A 17,107-nucleotide genomic window follows, 5' to 3' on the forward strand; every position below is an offset into this window, starting at 1 on the left:
CGACACCCCTGGAATGTGATGAACGACTTCGCGTCCACCCCCGAACTGATCCTCCTGCCCGCCGTCGACGTCGCCGACGGGAAGGCCGTGCGCCTGACCCAGGGCGAAGCCGGTAGCGAGACGACCTATGGCGACCCCGTCGACGCGGCCCTCGCCTGGGCCAAGCAGGGCGCCCAGTGGATCCATCTCGTCGACCTCGACGCCGCTTTCGGCCGGGGCAACAACACCGCCGTGCTCCGCAAGGTCATCAAGCAGGTCAAGGGTGTGCAGATCGAGCTCTCGGGCGGCATCCGCGACGATGCGACGCTCGAGGCGGCCCTCGAGAGCGGCGCGACGCGCATCAACCTGGGCACCGCCGCGCTCGAGAACCCCGAGTGGGCTGCCGACGTCATCGGCCGTTACGGCGACGCGATCGCGGTCGGACTCGACGTCCGCGGCACGACCCTCGCCGCTCGCGGCTGGACCCGCGACGGCGGCGATCTGTGGGATGTCCTGGCGCGCCTCGAAGACGCCGGCTGCAGCCGCTACGTCGTCACCGACGTGACGAAGGACGGCACGCTCCAGGGACCGAACATCGAGCTGTTGCGCGAGATCACGTCGCGCACGCCGAAGCCGGTCGTCGCATCGGGCGGGATCTCCAGCCTCGACGACATCGCCGCCCTGCGCGAGCTCGTGCCGCTCGGCGTCGAGGGTGCGATCGTCGGCAAGGCTCTCTACGCCGGCGCCTTCACGCTGGCCGAGGCGCTGGATGTCGCCGGGGACTGACGACGGCTGCGGCCACGCGGCCGATTCGGCCGGCGTCCCCTGGGAGGGCCGCAGCTTCGAGTCGAACCCGCATGCCGGTGACGACGGCTCCGCCGATCCGGCGCTGCTCGCCGCACTCGAGGCGTTTCGCGCCGGATCGGGCGATGCCGTCGCGGTGGTCGAGGCGTATCGCACGGCGCGGTTGCTGATCCCGCTCGTCCCCGAGAAGGGCGATGAAGGCGTCGGTCCCACGGGGCTGCGCGTCGACAAGACGCAGGAACTGTCGATCGTGACGGTCGCCGCGCCCGACGGTCGGCGGGTCCTGCCCGTCTTCACGTCGGTCGGGGCGCTGGCGCGATGGGACGCCGTCGCCCGCCCGGTGCCGGCCGACGGTGTGCGCACGGCGATGGCGGCAGCCTCGGACGACACCGATCTGATCGTGATCGATCCCGGCTCCGAGACGGAGTTCGTGCTGCGACGCCCCGCCGTCTGGGCGATCGGTCAGGGCCTGCGCTGGGAACCGGCGCCGGTCTCGCCCGAGGTGTTCACCGCTCTCCAGGCGAGCGTCGGGGGAGAGCTCGCGGTGCTCGACCTGTCGGTGGCCGCGGGCGATCCCGACGCGAGGATGCGCGGACCCGAGCTGGTCGTGCGGCTTCATCTCATCGACGGACTGGATGCCGCCGAGCTCGACGCCGTGCTGTCGCGGCTCGCGTCTCGCTGGGCCGCGGACGACCGCATCGCCGTGCTCGTCGACTCGCTCACCGTCAAGCTCGTCCGGGCCTCCTGAAGCGGGTTCCGGGCCCGGTGCGGCCGAGCCCGGAACCGGGTCAGTTGACGGGGCCGGTGAACTTCTCTCCGGGCCCCTTGCCGATCGGGTCGGGGATCGTCGACGCTTCGCGGAACGCCAGCTGAAGCGAGCGCAGGCCGTCGCGCAGCGATCGTGCGTGCATGTCGCTGATCTCGGGAGCACCAGCGGTGATGAGCCCGGCGAGAGCGTTGATGAGCTTGCGGGCCTCATCGAGGTCGAGCTGCGTCGCCGGGTCGTCGGCGAGCCCGACCTTGACCGCGGCGGCGCTCATGAGGTGGACGGCGGCGGTCGTGATGACCTCGACCGCGGGCACGTCGGCGATGTCGCGGGTGGCGGCGGAGGCGGCGCGCTCCTGCTCCTCCCACCGCTGGCGACGAGCCTCGTCGTCGGTGAAAGTGCTGTTCTCGGCGGGGTTCGTGTCCACGTGTCGCTCTCTGCTAGACTGTGCGGGCACCGGAGTGTTCTACTCCGGATCGAAAGAGGATCACATCCCACCCGCGCTTGCCGTTCCAGGCTACCGGGTCATGCACTCCGCTCCGTCCGTCTCACCACGGCCGGAGTAGCCAGGGTGCGGAACACGAATGCCGACGCACGCGCGTCGTGCGGGGTGGATGCGATGCTCTTCCGCCCGGGTGGCGTCCTCGCCTCCCGGTGGCCACCACCGCATGAACAGGAGTTCCGCACATCAGCGATCCCCGCACCAACGACCGCATCCGCGTCCCCGAGGTTCGCCTCGTCGGCCCCGCTGGAGAGCAGGTCGGCGTCGTCCGTATCGAGGTCGCCCTGCGTCTGGCGCAGGAGGCCGAGCTCGACCTCGTCGAGGTCGCCCCGAACTCGAAGCCGCCCGTGGTCAAGATCATGGACTACGGCAAGTTCAAGTACGAAGCGGCTCAGAAGGCCAAGGAAACGCGTCGCAATCAGGCCAACACGGTCCTCAAGGAGGTCCGGTTCCGTCTGAAGATCGAGGCGCACGACTACATCACCAAGCTCAAGCGCGCCGAGGGCTTCCTCCAGGCGGGCGACAAGGTGAAGGCGATGATCCTGTTCCGCGGTCGTGAGCAGTCGCGTCCCGAGCAGGGTGTGCGCCTGCTCCGCAAGTTCGCCGAGGACGTCGCCGAGCTCGGCACCGTCGAGTCGAACCCGACGATCGACGGTCGCAACATGGTGATGGTCATCGCGCCGCACAAGAACAAGTCCGAGGTGAAGACCGAGCAGAACGCCCAGCGTGCAGCCAACAAGGAGGCAGCACGTCAGGCCCGCTCCGGTGACGCACCCGAGACCGAAGACGCCGCTCCCGCCTCGGCGGAGTAGCCCCCAGACTCCCGCCTCGCGGGATACACAACGAAGGAAGAGACATGCCGAAGCAGAAGACCCACTCGGGTGCCAAGAAGCGCTTCAAGGTCACCGGCAGCGGAAAGATCAAGAAGCAGCAGGCGAACCTCCGCCACAACTTCGAAGGCAAGCCCACCAAGCGCACGCGCCGTCTGTCGGCCGACAAGATCCTGGCTCCCGGCGACGCGAAGGTCGCCAAGAAGCTCCTCGGCATCTGAGCGCTGCTGCGCACGAATAGGAAACAAACGAAATGGCTAGAGTCAAGCGGGCCGTAAACGCCCACAAGAAGCGTCGCGTCATCCTCGAGCGCGCGTCCGGTTACCGCGGACAGCGTTCGCGCCTGTACCGCAAGGCGAAGGAGCAGGTCACCCACTCGCTCGTCTACGCGTACCGTGACCGTCGCAAGCGCAAGGGCGACTTCCGTCGTCTGTGGATCCAGCGCATCAACGCCGCTGCCCGTCAGAACGGCATCACGTACAACCGCTTCATCCAGGGCCTCGGCCTCGCGGGTGTGCAGGTCGACCGTCGCATGCTCGCCGAGCTCGCCGTGAACGAGCCCGCCGTCTTCGCGTCGCTCGTGGCGACGGCCAAGGCTGCTCTGCCGGCCGACGTCAACGCGCCCAAGGCCTGATCGGGTCTTCGCGTTCCACGCACCGCACGAAGGGGCGTCCTCCGAGAGGAGGGCGCCCCTTCGCCGTATGCTGAAAACGTGCTCGAGAACCCCCGGTCGCCCCGCGTTCGCGCCGTCGCCAAGCTGACCAAGCGCAGCGCTCGTCAGGAGACCGGCCTGTTCCTCCTCGAGGGACCGCAGGCTGCGCGCGAGGCCCTGGCCTACCGTGCCGACACGCTCGTCGAGATCTTCGCGACGCCGAGCGCGATCGAACGGCATCCCGAGCTCGCCGCGAGCGCCCGGAGGGCCGGCGTCGACGTCGTATCGGCGAGCGAGGCCGTGCTCGAGGCGATGGCCGACACGGTGACTCCGCAGGGGATCGTCGCCGTGGCACGTCAATCGCCGTCGTCTCTGGAAGAGATCTTCGCCGCCCGGCCACGCCTCGTCGCGATCTGCGAAGAAGTGCGCGATCCCGGCAACCTCGGCACGATCATCCGGGCCGCGGATGCCGCGGGCGCGGACGCGGTCGTGCTGACGGGGCGGACCGTCGACCCGTACAACCCCAAAGTCGTGCGTTCGACCACGGGCTCGCTCTTCCACCTCCCGATCGTCCTCGGCATCGAGCTCGACGCCGCCGTCGAGCAGGCCCACGCCGCCGGGCTGCGGGTCGTCGCCGCCGACGTGAAGGGCGAGGAGTTCCTCGACCACCGCGAGACGCTCGCGGATCCGACCGCGTGGCTCTTCGGTAACGAGGCGCGCGGTCTCGCCGACGAGGCGCTGGCCCGGGCCGACCTCGCGCTGCGGCTGCCCATCTACGGCGCCGCCGAGTCGCTCAACCTGGCCACCGCCGCGAGCGTCTGCCTCTACGAGACCGCGTTCGCCCAGCGCGCCCGCTGACCCCGGGTTTCTTGCGGGTCGACTCGCCAGAAAACGCGGGCCTGACCTGCCCGGCATCCGCCGTTCATGGCGAGTCGACGGGTGCGGACGGGGCGCGCCGTGTATTCCGATTCTGTTACAGATCGGTGACTCGGGGCGTTCGCGGCTGCCCCGGGCGGGGGAGTGCTCCTAGTGTGAACTCTTATGACGACTCCCGAAAACCCGGCGCCCCCGACGTCGAACATCTCGGTGCGCCGCGGCGACCCGCTCGTGGTGATCGAGGGCGTGCAGAAGCACTACGGCTCGTTCCAGGCTCTGAAGGACATCGATCTGACCGTCAACCGTGGCGAGGTCGTCGTGGTCATCGGTCCGTCGGGCTCGGGCAAGTCGACCCTCTGCCGCACGATCAACCGACTCGAGACGATCAGCGAGGGCACGATCACCATCGACGGCGAGAAGCTGCCGTCCGAGGGCAAGGCTCTCGCCGCTCTGCGCGCCGACGTCGGGATGGTCTTCCAGTCGTTCAACCTCTTCGCCCACCTCACGATCCTCGAGAACGTCACGCTCGGGCCGATCAAGGTCAAGGGCATGAAGAAGGCCGAGGCCGAGAAGCTCGCCCGTGAGCTGCTCGACCGCGTCGGCGTGGGTCACCAGGCCGACAAGCTGCCGGCGCAGCTGTCGGGCGGTCAGCAGCAGCGCGTCGCCATCGCCCGTGCGCTGGCGATGAAGCCGAAGGTCATGCTCTTCGACGAGCCCACGAGCGCGCTCGACCCGGAGATGATCAACGAGGTGCTCGACGTCATGGTCGGCCTCGCGCAGGACGGCATGACGATGATCGTCGTCACCCACGAGATGGGCTTCGCCCGCAAGGCCGCCGACCGCGTCGTCTTCATGGCCGACGGTCAGATCGTCGAAGAGGCCGTTCCCGAGCAGTTCTTCACGTCGCCGAAGAGCGATCGTGCGAAGGACTTCCTCTCCAAGCTCATCACCCACTGAGACCACCGATCTCCGCGCTCTGCACCGGGCGCGGATGCCCCCAACCAGGAGGACCACATGCGCAAGACACGAATCACCGGCGCCTTCGCCGGTGTCGCCATCGCTGCGATCGCTCTGACCGGCTGCAACAGCGGCTCGCCCACCTCGCCCGGCGCCGGCGCCACCGGTGACGGCGGCGACAGCAACGAGGCCCTGTGGGAGGTCGCCTCCGACGTCTCGCTCGAGGGCAGCCCGACGTTCGACGCGATCCAGTCGCGCGACAAGGTCATCGTCGGCGTGAAGGAAGACCAGCCCGGCCTCGGCTTCCTCGACGCGACCACCGGTGACCGCAGCGGCTTCGACGTCGACATCGCCCGCTGGATCGCGGCATCCCTCGGCTACGACGAGGACAAGATCGAGTTCAAGGCGATCGCGTCGGCCAACCGTGAGCAGGCCATCGTCAACGGTGACGTCGACTACTACGTCGGCACCTACTCGATCACCGACTCGCGCAAGCAGCAGATCGACTTCGCCGGCCCGTACTTCATCACCGGCCAGGGCCTGCTCGTCGCCGCCGACAGCGACATCGCGAGCGAGGACGACCTGAACGAGAACACGCGCGTGTGCTCGGCGACCGGCTCGACCCCGATCCAGAACATCAAGGCGAACTACCCCGAGGTTCCGACCGAGGAGTTCGACCTCTACTCGGCTTGTGTCGACGCCCTCATCAACGGCACCGTCGACGCCGTCACGACCGACCAGGCGATCTTGATCGGCTACGCGGCGCAGTACCCGGACGACATCAAGGTCGTCGGCGAGCCCTTCAGCGAGGAGAAGTACGGCGTCGGCCTCCGCAAGGGCGACGACGCGTTCCGTGCGCACATCAACGAGCTGCTGACCGATGGCGGCGACGTGTGGCAGAGCATCTTCGACAAGAACCTCGGTCAGTCCGGCATCACCGTCGAGCAGCCCGCGGTCGACGCGTACTGAGTCGCACTGACACCATGACCACGGGGCGGGGACGTACGCGTCCCCGCCCCGCACCACCCAAGGAGACGATGTGGGCGTCATCACCGACAACCTCGACCTCTGGGGCGAGGCGATCCGCAACACCCTGTTGCTGTTCTTCGCCGGCGGAGCGATCGCCCTGGTCCTCGGCACCCTGATCGGCGCCATGCGCGTCTCGCCGATTCCGGTGGCGCGGGCCTTCGGCACGATCTACGTCAACACCATCCGCAACACCCCGCTGACGCTCGTCTTCTTCTTCTTCGCGTTCGGCTATCCGCAGCTCGACCTGCCGAACCCCGGCTTCACGGTTCTCGGCATCTGGGCGCTGGGCATCTACACCGCGACCTATGTCGCTGAAGTCATCCGCGCCGGAATCAACACGGTGCCGGTCGGCCAGGCCGAGGCGGCCCGGGCGATCGGCCTGACCTTCGGCCAGGTCATGACCCTCGTCGTGATGCCGCAGGCCTTCCGGTCGGTCGTGCCGCCGATGATGAGCGTGTTCATCGCGCTGCTGAAGAACACCACCGTCGCCGCCGGCTTCTCGGTCGTCGAGCTCGGCGCCATCCGCTCCAACCTGAGTGAGCGCGGCGAGAACGCCCTGACGGTCCTGCTCTGGGTCGCCGTAGTCTTCGTCGCTCTCGTGCTGGTACTCAGCGCCGTGCAGCGACGACTCGAGAACAAGTGGAGGATCGCGCGATGACTTCCGTCCTGTACGACGTTCCGGGGCCCCGCGCGATCCTGCGCAACCGCATCCTCGGTGTCGTCACCGTCCTGTTGGTCGCCGCGGCGATCGGCTTCATCGTCTTCCGCTTCGCGGTGAGCGGGCAGTTCTCCGCGGACAAGTGGTACATCTTCACGTTCAGCAACGTGTGGCTGGGCATCATGAAGGCGCTCGGCAACACCCTCGCCGCTTTCGGTCTCGCGGCCGTCGGCGCGCTGGCGCTCGGCTTCGTGCTCGCGATCGGGCGACTGTCGGATCACGCATGGGTCCGGATTCCCTTCGGCGTCGTCATCGAGGCCTTCCGCGCCGTGCCGGTGCTGATCTTCATGATGCTGATGTACTACGGCCTGCCGACCCTCGGCATCCGTGTCGAGCCGTACTGGGCCGTCGTCATCGCGCTGGTCGCGTACAACGGCTCGGTGCTCGCCGAGGCCCTCCGTGCCGGCATCGAGTCGCTGCCGCGCGGTCAGAAGGAGGCCGGCTACGCGATCGGCCTCCGCAAGAGCGGAGTAATGCGCCTCGTCCTGCTGCCGCAGGCCGTGCGTGCGATGCTCCCCGTCATCGTCGCGCAGCTCGTCGTGACGCTGAAGGACACCGCGCTCGGCTTCATCATCACCTACCCCGAGCTGCTGTACTACGCCAAGCAGCTGACCTCGCAGCCGGGACGCCCGATCCTGCAGGCGGGCATCGTCATCGGTGCGATCTACATCGTCATGTGCTTGCTGCTGTCGTGGTTCGCGAGCTTCCTCGAGAAGCGTCTCTCGCGTTCGCCGCGCACCCCGGGTGGCGGAGCTTCCGCGGTCGACCCGCTGCATCACCCGGTGGCGCCCACTACTGACACGCAGCTGATCGCTGCGCAGGCCGCCACGGACGGTGCGACAGGCAATGAGGGTGGGGGACTCGCCGGCTTCCCACGTCGCGGCTGATCCCACTGCACCTGCTTCACCCCGACGGGCCTCTCACGCGAAAGCGGAGGGGCCCGTCGCCGGTAGACTCGACTCCCGTGTCCGACGCACCCGAGATCACCCCTGACGCGGTCGCCGCTGCGGTGGATGCGGCCCTCGCCGCCATCGCCGACGCTGCCTCCACCGCCGAGCTGAAGTCAGCCCGCAACGCCCACACCGCCGAGGGGTCGCCGCTCGCGCGCCTCAACGCGCAGCTGCGGTCGGTGCCCAATGAGAAGAAGGCCGAGTTCGGCAAGCTCGTGGGCCAGGCGCGCGGCCGTGTCACCCAGGCCCTCGCCGCCCGCGAGGTCGAGCTCGCCGCTGCGGAGACGGCGGCCAAGCTCGAGGCCGAGGCGCTCGACGTCACCGCCATCGCCCCGCGCGGGCGCGTCGGGGCGCGGCATCCGATCTCGCTCTTGCAGGAAGAGGTCGCCGACCTCTTCGTCGGGATGGGCTGGGAGATCGCCGAGGGGCCCGAGCTCGAGCACGAGTGGTTCAACTTCGACTCGCTCAACTTCGACGTCGACCACCCCGCCCGCCAGATGCAGGACACGTTCTTCGTCGATCCCGTCGCGCGTCACCTCGTCATGCGCACGCAGACGAGCCCCGTGCAGATGCGCTCGATGCTCGAGCGCGACATCCCCATCTACGTCCTCTCGCCCGGCCGGGTGTTCCGCACCGACGAGTACGACGCGACGCACCTGCCGGTGTTCACGCAGTTCGAAGGCCTCGTCGTCGACAAGGGCATCACGATGGCCCACCTCAAGGGCACCCTCGACCACGCGGCACGCGAGCTGTTCGGCCCCGAGGCGAAGACGCGCTTCCGCACCAACTACTTCCCGTTCACCGAGCCGAGCGCCGAGCTCGACCTGTGGCACCCGACCTTCGCCGGCGGTGCGCGCTGGATCGAGTGGGGTGGCTGCGGCATGGTGAACCCCAACGTGCTCCGCGCCGCGGGCATCGACCCCGAGGTCTACTCCGGGTTCGCCTTCGGCATGGGCATCGAGCGGACGCTGATGTTCCGCTCCGACGTGAAGGACATGCGCGACATGGCCGAGGGCGATGTGCGTTTCAGCGAGCAGTTCGGGATGGTGGTCTGATGCGCGTTCCGCTGTCGTGGTTGCGTGAGTACGTCGAGGTGCCGGCGGATGCCGCGCCCGAAGACATCCTCGCCGCGCTGGTGTCGGTCGGCTTCGAGGAAGAGGACGTCCACGGCTTCGACCTCACCGGTCCGATCGTCGTCGGACGGGTGGTCTCGTTCGAGCCCGAGCCGCAGTCCAACGGCAAGACCATCCGGTGGTGCCAGGTCGACGTGGGCGAGGCCAACGGCGGTGTCCGCGGCATCGTCTGCGGCGCCTCGAACTTCTTCGAGGGAGACAAGGTCGTCGTGACGCTTCCCGGCGCCGTGCTTCCCGGTCCGTTCCCGATCGCTGCGCGCAAGACCTACGGTCACGTGTCCGACGGCATGATCGCCTCGGCCAAGGAGCTGGGTCTCGGCGACGAGCACTCGGGCATCCTGCGCCTGACCGAGCTGGGCCTCGACAGCGATGAGGACGCGCCGGTGGGCACCGACGCGATCGCGCTGCTCGGCCTCGACGACGCCGCGATCGACGTCAACGTGACGCCGGACCGCGGGTACGCGCTGTCGGTGCGCGGCATCGCGCGCGAATACTCTCACGCCACCGGCGCGGCATTCCGCGACCCGGGTCTGCGCGAGTTCGACGAGCTCGAACACCCCGCCACGGGCTTCGACGTCGCGGTCGACGATCAGGCGCCGATCCGCGGCCGCGTCGGCGCGACCGAGTTCGCGGTGCGCGTCGTGTCGGGAGTCGACCCGTCGCGGCCGACGCCGCCGTGGATGGTCGCGCGCCTCACGCTCGCCGGCATCCGCTCGCTCGGCATCCTCATCGACATCACCAACTACGTGATGATCGAGCTCGGCAACCCGATCCACGGTTACGACCTCGACAAGCTGACCGGCGGCATCACGGTGCGTCGGGCGACGCCGGGGGAGAAGCTCACGACGCTCGACGGCAAGGAGCGCACCCTCGACGGCGAAGACCTGCTCATCACAGACGAGTCGGGACCGATCGGTCTGGCCGGCGTCATGGGCGGCGGAACGTCCGAGATGACGGATGCGACGCGCAACGTGCTCATCGAGGCGGCGATCTTCGACACCGTGACGATCGCCCGGACGGCGCGTCGGCACAAGCTGCCCAGCGAGGCATCGCGTCGCTTCGAGCGCGGCGTCGACCCGTTGCTGCCGTTCGTGGCCGCCCGCCGCGTGGCCGACCTCATGGTCGAGCTCGCCGGGGGCAGCCTCGAGCCGGTCGGCGGTGCGCTGTTCAGCGAGGTCTTCCTCGAGGCGATCGATTTGCCGCGCGGTTTCGTCGCCGGTCTCATCGGTGTCGACTACACCGACGACGAGGTCGTCGCAGCCCTCGAGACGATCGGCGCAGAGGTGTCGGACACGGATGCCAGTTGGGAGGTCATTCCGCCGTCGTGGCGTCCCGACCTCACCGACAAGTGGACGCTGGCCGAAGAGGTCGCGCGCATCCACGGGCTCGACCGCGTTCCTTCGGTCCTCCCGACGGCACCGTCCGGTCGCGGTCTGACGGATGCCCAGAAGGGTCGTCGTCGCGTGTCGAACGCACTGGCGGCCGCGGGCTTCGTCGAGACCCCGTCGTTCCCGTTCACGACGCGCGAGAGCAACGACCTGCACGGCTCCGCCTCGGGCGAGGAACTGCCCTCGGTCAAGATCGCCAACCCGCTCGACGGGCAGGCGCCCTACCTGCGCCGCTCGCTCGTGCCAGGCCTGCTGCAGGTCGCCCACCGCAACGTCTCACGTGGCCTGACGAATCTCGCCCTCTTCGAGGTGGGCGCCGTGTTCCTTCCCGAGCCCGGCGTGCAGTACGGCACCGCGACGGTCCCGCCGCTCGCCGCGCGCCCCGACGATGCCACGCTCGCCGAACTCCACGCGTCGATCCCGCCGCAGCCGCGTCACGTCGCGGTGCTCGTGGCCGGGAACGTCGCCCCGAAGTCGCCGGGGCACGCGGCGGTCGCGGCCGACCTCAGCGACGTGTTCGCCGCCGTCACGGCGATCGCCTCGGCGGCCGGGGTCGACATCGAGATCTCGCAGACCCGTCGTGCCGCGCTGCACCCGGGCCGCGCCGCCGCCCTCACCGTCGGCGGTGTCGAGGTCGGGTACGCCGGAGAGCTGCATCCCGAGGTCTCGGCTGCGGCCGATCTGTCGGGCCGCGTTCTCGTCGCCGAGATCGACCTCGACGCGGTTCTGGCGAGCGCGGGAGAGCGGGTCGTCGTCGCGTCGCTGTCGGGCTACCCCGCGGCCACGCAGGACGTCTCGCTCGTCGTCCCCGACTCCATGACAGCGGGTGCTCTTGCCTCGGCGCTGTCGGAGGGAGCCGGCTCGCTTCTCGAATCGCTCCGACTCGTCGACGACTACCGCGGCTCGGGCGTTCCCGAAGGCTCGAAGAGTCTGACCTTCGCGTTGCGCTTCCGCGCCGACGACCGCACCCTGACGGCGGCGGAGGCGAGCGAGGCCAAGCTCGCGGGTGTCGCCGTCGCGGCCGAGCGCTTCGGGGCCGTCATCCGCGACTGACGTTGCGTACCGGGCGCAGTTCCGAGCGTCTGGCGCGGGTTCGACCGCGCTTCACGTTCGGAACTGCGCCCGACGCATCCGACACCGATGGCCGCTTCCCGATAGTGTCGGGGCCGTGAGCGAGATTCCAGCCAGCGTCACCCCATCTTCCCCGGCGGCCGACGCCGCCCCCGCCCTCGAGCTTCACGGACTGGTCAAGAGGTTCGGTCAGAAGGTCGCGGTCGACGGCATCGACCTCGTCGTGCCGGCCGGATCGTTCTACGGCCTCGTCGGTCCGAACGGCGCGGGCAAGACCACGAGCCTCTCCATGGCCACGGGTCTGCTGCGCCCGGATGCCGGCACCGCCCGGGTGCACGGGATCGACGTGTGGCGCGACCCGGTGGCCGCGAAGCGCACGATCGGCAACCTCGCCGACGGCGTGCGGCTCTTCGACCGCCTGACGGGGGAGCAGCTCATCACCTACACCGCGATGATGTTCGGGCTGCCGCGCCCGGAGATCGCGCCGCGCGTGTCGGACCTCCTCGACCTCATGGACCTCCGCGGCGCGGCCGGGACGATCGTCGCCGACTACTCCGCCGGCATGACCAAGAAGGTCGCGCTCGCCTGCGCCCTCGTGCACGCTCCGCGTCTGCTCGTGCTCGACGAGCCGTTCGAGTCGGTCGACCCGGTGTCCGCCGCGAACATCGAGGACGTCCTGCGCAGCTACACGACCTCGGGCGGCTCGGTGATCGTCTCGAGCCACTCGATGGATCTCGTCCAGCGCATGTGCGACCACGTCGCCGTCATCGCTGCGGGCCGGGTGCTCGCCGCCGGCACGATCGACGAAGTGCGCGCCGGTGAGAGCCTGCAAGACCGTTTCGTCTCGCTCGTCGGCGGACGCCACCAGTCGGAGGGACCGCAGTGGTTGCGACAGTCCTGAAGCTGCGTTACCGCGTTCTCGGGAACACCCTCGCCCGCCGTCCCTGGCAGCTCGTCGGCTTCATCCTCGGCTCGCTCTGGGGTCTCGGCATCCTCGGCGGTCTCGTCACGGCGCTCATCGCTCTGTCGATCTTCCAGAACCTCGAGGTTGCGACCGTCGTCTCCGTCCTCGGCGGCTCGGTCCTGATCCTCGGCTGGCTCGTCGGGCCCATCATCATCGCGGGGCTCGACAGCACCGTCGACGCCGTGCGCCTGGCTCCGTTCCCGCTGACCCGTCGTCAGGTCATGCTCGCGCTCGCGGGCGCCGGTCTCACCGGCATCCCGGGCATCGTCACGACGGTCGCAGCCCTCGCGACGCTCATCGTATGGGTCCGCTGGCCGGTCGCGGCGGTCGTCGCGGTCCCCACCGTCCTGCTCGGCGTGCTGACGTGCGTCCTGGCGTCGCGCCTGATGGGCGAGCTCTCCGGAGGCATGGGCGGCCGTCGATCGCGCGAGATCATCGGCACGGTCGTGCTCGTCGTCCTCATCATGACCGGGCCGATCCTCACCGGCATCGTGGCACTGCTCGATCAGGCGGGCGGCGACCTCTGGACACGGATCCAGCAGGCGGCGAGCATCCTCGCCTGGACTCCGCTCGGCGCCGCATGGTCGGTCGCCCCGAGCGTCGCCGCGGGGCAGTGGCTGCCCGCTCTCGCGAGCACGGTGATCGCCGTCGTGACCCTCGTCGTCCTCTGGATCGTGTGGGACCGGGTGATCGAGACGGCCGTGTCGTCGCCGCGCCAGCGGGCGACCCGTGCGGTCGCCGCCGGGAAGCTCGGCCTGTTCGGCGTCATGCCGACGGGTGGCGTCGGCGCGACGTGGGCCCGATCCCTCTCCGGGTGGCTGCGCGATCCGCGCTACCTCCGGCAGCTCATCGTCATCCCGCTGTTCCCGGTGCTGTTCGCCTTCACGGGCGGAACCGACGGCTTCATGTTCCTGATCTCGCCGGTCCTCGCGGCGCTCGTCATGGCGGCGGTGGGCTACGCCGACGTGTCGTTCGACGGCACGGCGTTCGGCACGACGCTCGCCACGGGCATCTCCGGAAGAGCCGACCGGCTGGGGCGTCTGCTGGGCGCCGCGTGCGTCGGCATCCCCCTCATCGTCCTGATCGCCGTCGTGACGGCCGTGGTCGCGGGCGACGCGGGGCACCTGCCCGCCGTGCTGGGAGCGGCCATCGGCGTGCTGTTCGCGGGATACGGCGCGTGCGCGGTCTCGTCGGCGCTCATCGTCACTCCCGTGCCCGCGCCCGGTGACAGCCCGTTCAAGAGCACCCCGGGCCAGAACTCCATAGTCGGCCTGCTGGTCTTCGTGGTGTGGGCCGCGGTGATCGCGCTGTCGTTGCCGGCCATCGTCCCCGCGATCGTGAACGCCGTGACGGGAGACGCGATGTGGGGCTGGATCGCACTGGCGGTCGGTGTCGTCTTCGGCGCCGTCGTGGCCGTTGTCGGAGTACTGGTCGGCGGACGCACGCTCGAGCGCACGGGCCCCGACCTGCTCGTGCGCATCAAGTCCTTCCCCACCTGATCGCCGCCCGGTCGGGGTCTGCCTGCCATCAGCGGTAGCGGCGGCCCTCGTCGCGTCGGTACAGCCACACGACGAGGGCTCCCAGCGCGACCGTCCACGCAACGACGCCGAGCGCTGCCCACAGCGGCACCTCGGATCCCGTCGCGACGCCCACCACGATCTCCCGGGCCTGACGGATCGGCAGAACCGAGGATGCGGTGTCGAGCCAGGCCGGGAAGAGCTGCGGGGGCAGGAAGAGGCCGCCGCCGAAAGCGAGCAGGAACAGGGCGACCTGAGTCACGGCGATGGCGGCCTTCGGCCCCGTCGTGAGCCCGATGATCGCTCCGATGAGCATCGGCGGCAGCGCCGTCGCGATCACGAGCACGATGGCCGCGAGCAGCCGAAGCGGCTCGGGGCGGGCACTCGTGAAGAATCCGCCGACGATGAGCAGCGGGACCATGGCGACGGTCGCGATCGCGAGGGTCGCGAGGATCAGAGCGCCGATGCGGGCCAGCGGGCTGCCGGGGAGCGTTCGCAGATACGGCGTCCACGGCTTCGAACGCTGTTCGGCGAGCTCGAGTCCGACGGAGAACAGCCCCGACGACATGAAGGCGAACACGACCATCGAGCAGACCGCGGCCGTCGCGACGGTGCTGTCGGCGACGACCGCGCCCTGCGGCAGCACGAAGAGGCAGAACGCGAGGGTGGGGAAGACGACCGACCCGATGACCGCGATCGGAACCCGCGCGGTCTCGATGAGGTTGTACTTGGTCGCGGTCAGGGTGAGCGAGAGCGTGGACATCAGGCGGCCTTCTCGGTGGGTGCGGACCTGTCGGTGAGGGTGAGGAAGGCCTCTTCGAGCGTCGCCCCGCGCACCGTCAGGTCGGCGAACGGCAGGTCGGCGGCGACGAGCGAGCGGACGAGGGCGTCCGAGTCGCCGACGACGGCGGTGACGGTGCCGTTCGACGCGGTGTCGTCCGCAGTGGTGACGGATGCCGCGGGGTCGAGGCGTCGGATGTCGTCCGCCGAGACGCCACGCAGGGTGACACGGCGGCGCGAGACGCTCGACACGACGGCTGCGAGCGTGTCGTCGGTGCGGACCAGGCCGTCGTCGATGACGACGACCCGGTGCGCGAGCTGCTCGATCTCCTCGAGGTGATGGCTCGTGACGACCACGGTGCATCCGGCGGCGTGCCGGGCGCGGACGGCATCCCACAGGGCTCGTCGGGCGTCGACGTCGAGGCCGGTCGTGGGCTCATCGAGCAGGACGAGCTCGGGCTCTCCGACGAAGGCGAGCGCGACGGCGACCCGCCGCTGCTGACCGCCCGACAGCGCGCCGCACTGCTGGCGCAGCAACGGGCCGAGGTCGAATTCGTCGACGATGCGGGCGCGGGGCGAGGGATGCGGGAAGTGCGCCGCGACGAAGTCGAGGACCTCTCCGACCCGCAGCGCGTCCGGCAGTGCCGTCGCCTGGGGCGTGGAGCCGAGCCGGACGCGCGACGACCCGTCGCGCGGGTCGCCGCCGAACAGGCGCACGTCGCCGCTGGTCGGCGTGCGCAGCCCCTCGACGAGGGAGAGGAGAGTCGTCTTGCCGGCGCCGTTCGGCCCCAGCAGGCCGACGCATTCGCCGGCGGAGACGTCGAGGGTCACTCCGGCCAGCGCGGTGACGTCGCCGTACCGCTTCACGAGGTTCCGGGCGGTGATGAGGGCGGTCATGATCCTCCTCCGAGGAGATCGAGCAGATGGGTGCGATAGGTGCGGAACGCGGCGCGGCCGGCGGGGGTCAGCGCGACGTACGTCACGGGCTTCCGGCCCGCGAAGGCCTTGGCGGTCTCGACGTAGCCGGCCGTCTCGAGCTTCGCGAGGTGCGTGGTGAGGTTGCCGGCGGTCATCCCGAGCAGCTTCTGCAGCACGGGAAAGGTGACTTCGTCGCCGTCGGCGAGGGCCTCGTTCAGCGCCGTGACGATCCGCAGACGGGCGGGGGCGTGGATCACCGGGTCGAGCTCGGTCACCGGCTGCCTTCCGCCGGGATGACACCGCGCAGCATCAGGGTCGCGACGATGAGCATCGCGAGCGGCCCGACCGTGGCGTAGACGAGGTAGTTGGTGGGAGTGCCCGCATAGGACGCGACGATGGCGGTGGCGATCATGACCACGCCGAGCGCGTACTGCACGGGTGAGCGCCACAGGGCGCCGCCCGCGAGGTAGAGCACGCCGACCAGCAGCACGAAGATCGCGGGGGACAGCACCGCCATGACGGCGGCGTCCGCGCCGGATCGCTGAACCGCACCGACGAGGAGCCCGGCACCGAACATCGACAGCGACCACGCCCATCCGTACATCGCCCCGGCCAGGCGTGACGGCCCCCGGACGCCTGCACCCGAGCGGATGCCGGCGACGGCCGAGACCACGATGCCGGTGATGAGCACGACCCCGAAGACGATCCATGCGGGGGTCGTCGGAATGCGGAACCAGGGGTTCCCGCCGCCGGCGTCCGCGCTCCAAATAGCTCCGAACCCGATGATCCACGCCGCCGCCCAGGTGATGAGCATCACCGCGTAGTTGCGGTTCACCCAGTGCGCGGTGCGCCGGCGCTGGTCCTGCATGAGGGCGAGCATCGCCGCGGGATCGGCCTGCTGCTCGTCATCCATCGAATCGTGCTCCATGCAAACCACTTTGCACTGCAAACCTCGCATCGTCAACTCGGCATTCTCACGTGTCTCATCGGAGGATCAGGCGCACGTCGGTAGGTCGGCCGCAGTTCGAACCGCGCTCGACGGCGACAACTGCGCCTCATATCGAAGACATCGGCGGGGGCGGGATTTGGCGGATGCCGCGACGGAGCGCTACTGTCGGCGCATGTCCTCGGCTCCGCAGCGCACCGTCACGGTGCTTCGCGCGCGCCGACGTCTGGGCGACCGCCGACGCTAGGCGACCCTGCACGCTCCCGCATCCGCGGTCGAGCGCGTGGTGTCGCCGCCGCCGGTCCCCGTCGCCGCGAAGGCGACGTC

General features: G+C 69.7%; 19 protein-coding genes. 14 read left to right on the top strand and 5 right to left on the bottom strand.

The window, feature by feature from the left end; genetic code table 11:
• Positions 1-18: 18 nt before the first annotated feature.
• Complete coding sequence (gene priA, locus AA0Y20_RS08145; RefSeq protein ID WP_412938641.1) at positions 19-765, top strand: bifunctional 1-(5-phosphoribosyl)-5-((5-phosphoribosylamino)methylideneamino)imidazole-4-carboxamide isomerase/phosphoribosylanthranilate isomerase PriA; 747 nt, start codon at positions 19-21, stop codon at positions 763-765.
• Entirely contained in the window at positions 749-1,531 is a 783-nt protein-coding gene (locus tag AA0Y20_RS08150) for an SseB family protein (protein ID WP_412938642.1), read from the top strand. Before priA ends, AA0Y20_RS08150 begins: the two co-directional genes overlap by 17 nt.
• A gap of 40 nt (positions 1,532-1,571) precedes the next feature.
• Here AA0Y20_RS08150 and AA0Y20_RS08155 read toward each other — a convergent pair whose 3' ends face one another.
• Complete coding sequence (locus tag AA0Y20_RS08155) at positions 1,572-1,976, bottom strand: DUF1844 domain-containing protein (RefSeq protein WP_114587966.1); 405 nt, start codon at positions 1,974-1,976, stop codon at positions 1,572-1,574.
• A 260-nt stretch (positions 1,977-2,236) separates the two neighbouring features.
• On the opposite strand from AA0Y20_RS08155, the gene infC reads away from it, so the two are divergent.
• The 12 genes from infC (at position 2,237) to AA0Y20_RS08215 (ending at position 14,118) form a co-directional block, all read left to right on the top strand.
• Positions 2,237-2,863 (top strand): translation initiation factor IF-3, encoded by a 627-nt coding sequence (gene infC, locus AA0Y20_RS08160; protein ID WP_120264354.1) that lies wholly within the window; start codon positions 2,237-2,239, stop codon positions 2,861-2,863.
• Positions 2,864-2,907: 44 nt separating this feature from the next.
• Positions 2,908-3,102, top strand: coding sequence for a 50S ribosomal protein L35 (gene rpmI / locus AA0Y20_RS08165; protein ID WP_005048908.1), 195 nt, complete (start codon positions 2,908-2,910; stop codon positions 3,100-3,102).
• 32 nt (positions 3,103-3,134) lie between these two features.
• Complete coding sequence (gene rplT / locus AA0Y20_RS08170) at positions 3,135-3,515, top strand: 50S ribosomal protein L20 (protein ID WP_064003211.1); 381 nt, start codon at positions 3,135-3,137, stop codon at positions 3,513-3,515.
• A gap of 78 nt (positions 3,516-3,593) precedes the next feature.
• Positions 3,594-4,391 carry a TrmH family RNA methyltransferase gene (locus AA0Y20_RS08175; protein ID WP_412938644.1) on the top strand — a complete coding sequence of 266 codons (798 nt, stop codon included), beginning with the start codon at positions 3,594-3,596 and terminating at the stop codon, positions 4,389-4,391.
• Positions 4,392-4,574: 183 nt separating this feature from the next.
• On the top strand, positions 4,575-5,366 hold the full coding sequence (locus tag AA0Y20_RS08180; protein ID WP_412938645.1) for an amino acid ABC transporter ATP-binding protein: 792 nt from the start codon (positions 4,575-4,577) through the stop codon (positions 5,364-5,366).
• A 57-nt stretch (positions 5,367-5,423) separates the two neighbouring features.
• The gene (locus AA0Y20_RS08185) at positions 5,424-6,335 is read left to right on the top strand and encodes a glutamate ABC transporter substrate-binding protein (protein ID WP_412938646.1); all 912 of its coding nucleotides are present in this window, start codon (positions 5,424-5,426) and stop codon (positions 6,333-6,335) included.
• Positions 6,336-6,405: 70 nt separating this feature from the next.
• Positions 6,406-7,053 carry an amino acid ABC transporter permease gene (locus tag AA0Y20_RS08190; RefSeq protein WP_412938647.1) on the top strand — a complete coding sequence of 216 codons (648 nt, stop codon included), beginning with the start codon at positions 6,406-6,408 and terminating at the stop codon, positions 7,051-7,053.
• Positions 7,050-8,000 carry an amino acid ABC transporter permease gene (locus tag AA0Y20_RS08195; protein ID WP_412938649.1) on the top strand — a complete coding sequence of 317 codons (951 nt, stop codon included), beginning with the start codon at positions 7,050-7,052 and terminating at the stop codon, positions 7,998-8,000. Before AA0Y20_RS08190 ends, AA0Y20_RS08195 begins: the two co-directional genes overlap by 4 nt.
• A gap of 77 nt (positions 8,001-8,077) precedes the next feature.
• On the top strand, positions 8,078-9,118 hold the full coding sequence (pheS, locus tag AA0Y20_RS08200) for a phenylalanine--tRNA ligase subunit alpha (RefSeq protein WP_412938651.1): 1,041 nt from the start codon (positions 8,078-8,080) through the stop codon (positions 9,116-9,118).
• Positions 9,118-11,637, top strand: coding sequence for a phenylalanine--tRNA ligase subunit beta (gene pheT / locus AA0Y20_RS08205; protein WP_412938653.1), 2,520 nt, complete (start codon positions 9,118-9,120; stop codon positions 11,635-11,637). Before pheS ends, pheT begins: the two co-directional genes overlap by 1 nt.
• Before the next feature lie 115 nt (positions 11,638-11,752).
• Entirely contained in the window at positions 11,753-12,556 is an 804-nt protein-coding gene (locus AA0Y20_RS08210) for an ABC transporter ATP-binding protein (RefSeq protein ID WP_412938654.1), read from the top strand.
• Complete coding sequence (locus tag AA0Y20_RS08215) at positions 12,538-14,118, top strand: hypothetical protein (RefSeq protein ID WP_412938656.1); 1,581 nt, start codon at positions 12,538-12,540, stop codon at positions 14,116-14,118. Before AA0Y20_RS08210 ends, AA0Y20_RS08215 begins: the two co-directional genes overlap by 19 nt.
• A 28-nt stretch (positions 14,119-14,146) precedes the next feature.
• Here AA0Y20_RS08215 and AA0Y20_RS08220 read toward each other — a convergent pair whose 3' ends face one another.
• From AA0Y20_RS08220 to AA0Y20_RS08235, 4 genes are read right to left on the bottom strand one after another with little or no spacing between them, the layout of a single operon-like run.
• Positions 14,147-14,899, bottom strand: a complete 753-nt coding sequence (locus tag AA0Y20_RS08220) for an ABC transporter permease (protein WP_412938657.1) — start codon at positions 14,897-14,899, stop codon at positions 14,147-14,149.
• Positions 14,899-15,813, bottom strand: coding sequence for an ABC transporter ATP-binding protein (locus AA0Y20_RS08225; RefSeq protein ID WP_412938658.1), 915 nt, complete (start codon positions 15,811-15,813; stop codon positions 14,899-14,901). The genes AA0Y20_RS08220 and AA0Y20_RS08225 overlap by 1 nt, the downstream gene beginning before the upstream one ends.
• Positions 15,810-16,109, bottom strand: coding sequence for a transcriptional regulator (locus tag AA0Y20_RS08230; RefSeq protein ID WP_412938659.1), 300 nt, complete (start codon positions 16,107-16,109; stop codon positions 15,810-15,812). The genes AA0Y20_RS08225 and AA0Y20_RS08230 overlap by 4 nt, the downstream gene beginning before the upstream one ends.
• The gene (locus AA0Y20_RS08235) at positions 16,106-16,762 is read right to left on the bottom strand and encodes a hypothetical protein (RefSeq protein ID WP_412938660.1); all 657 of its coding nucleotides are present in this window, start codon (positions 16,760-16,762) and stop codon (positions 16,106-16,108) included. Before AA0Y20_RS08235 ends, AA0Y20_RS08230 begins: the two co-directional genes overlap by 4 nt.
• Positions 16,763-17,107 lie beyond the last annotated feature (345 nt).

This window comes from Microbacterium pratiae (assembly GCF_047302165.1).
Taxonomy (GTDB): Bacteria; Actinomycetota; Actinomycetes; order Actinomycetales; family Microbacteriaceae; genus Microbacterium.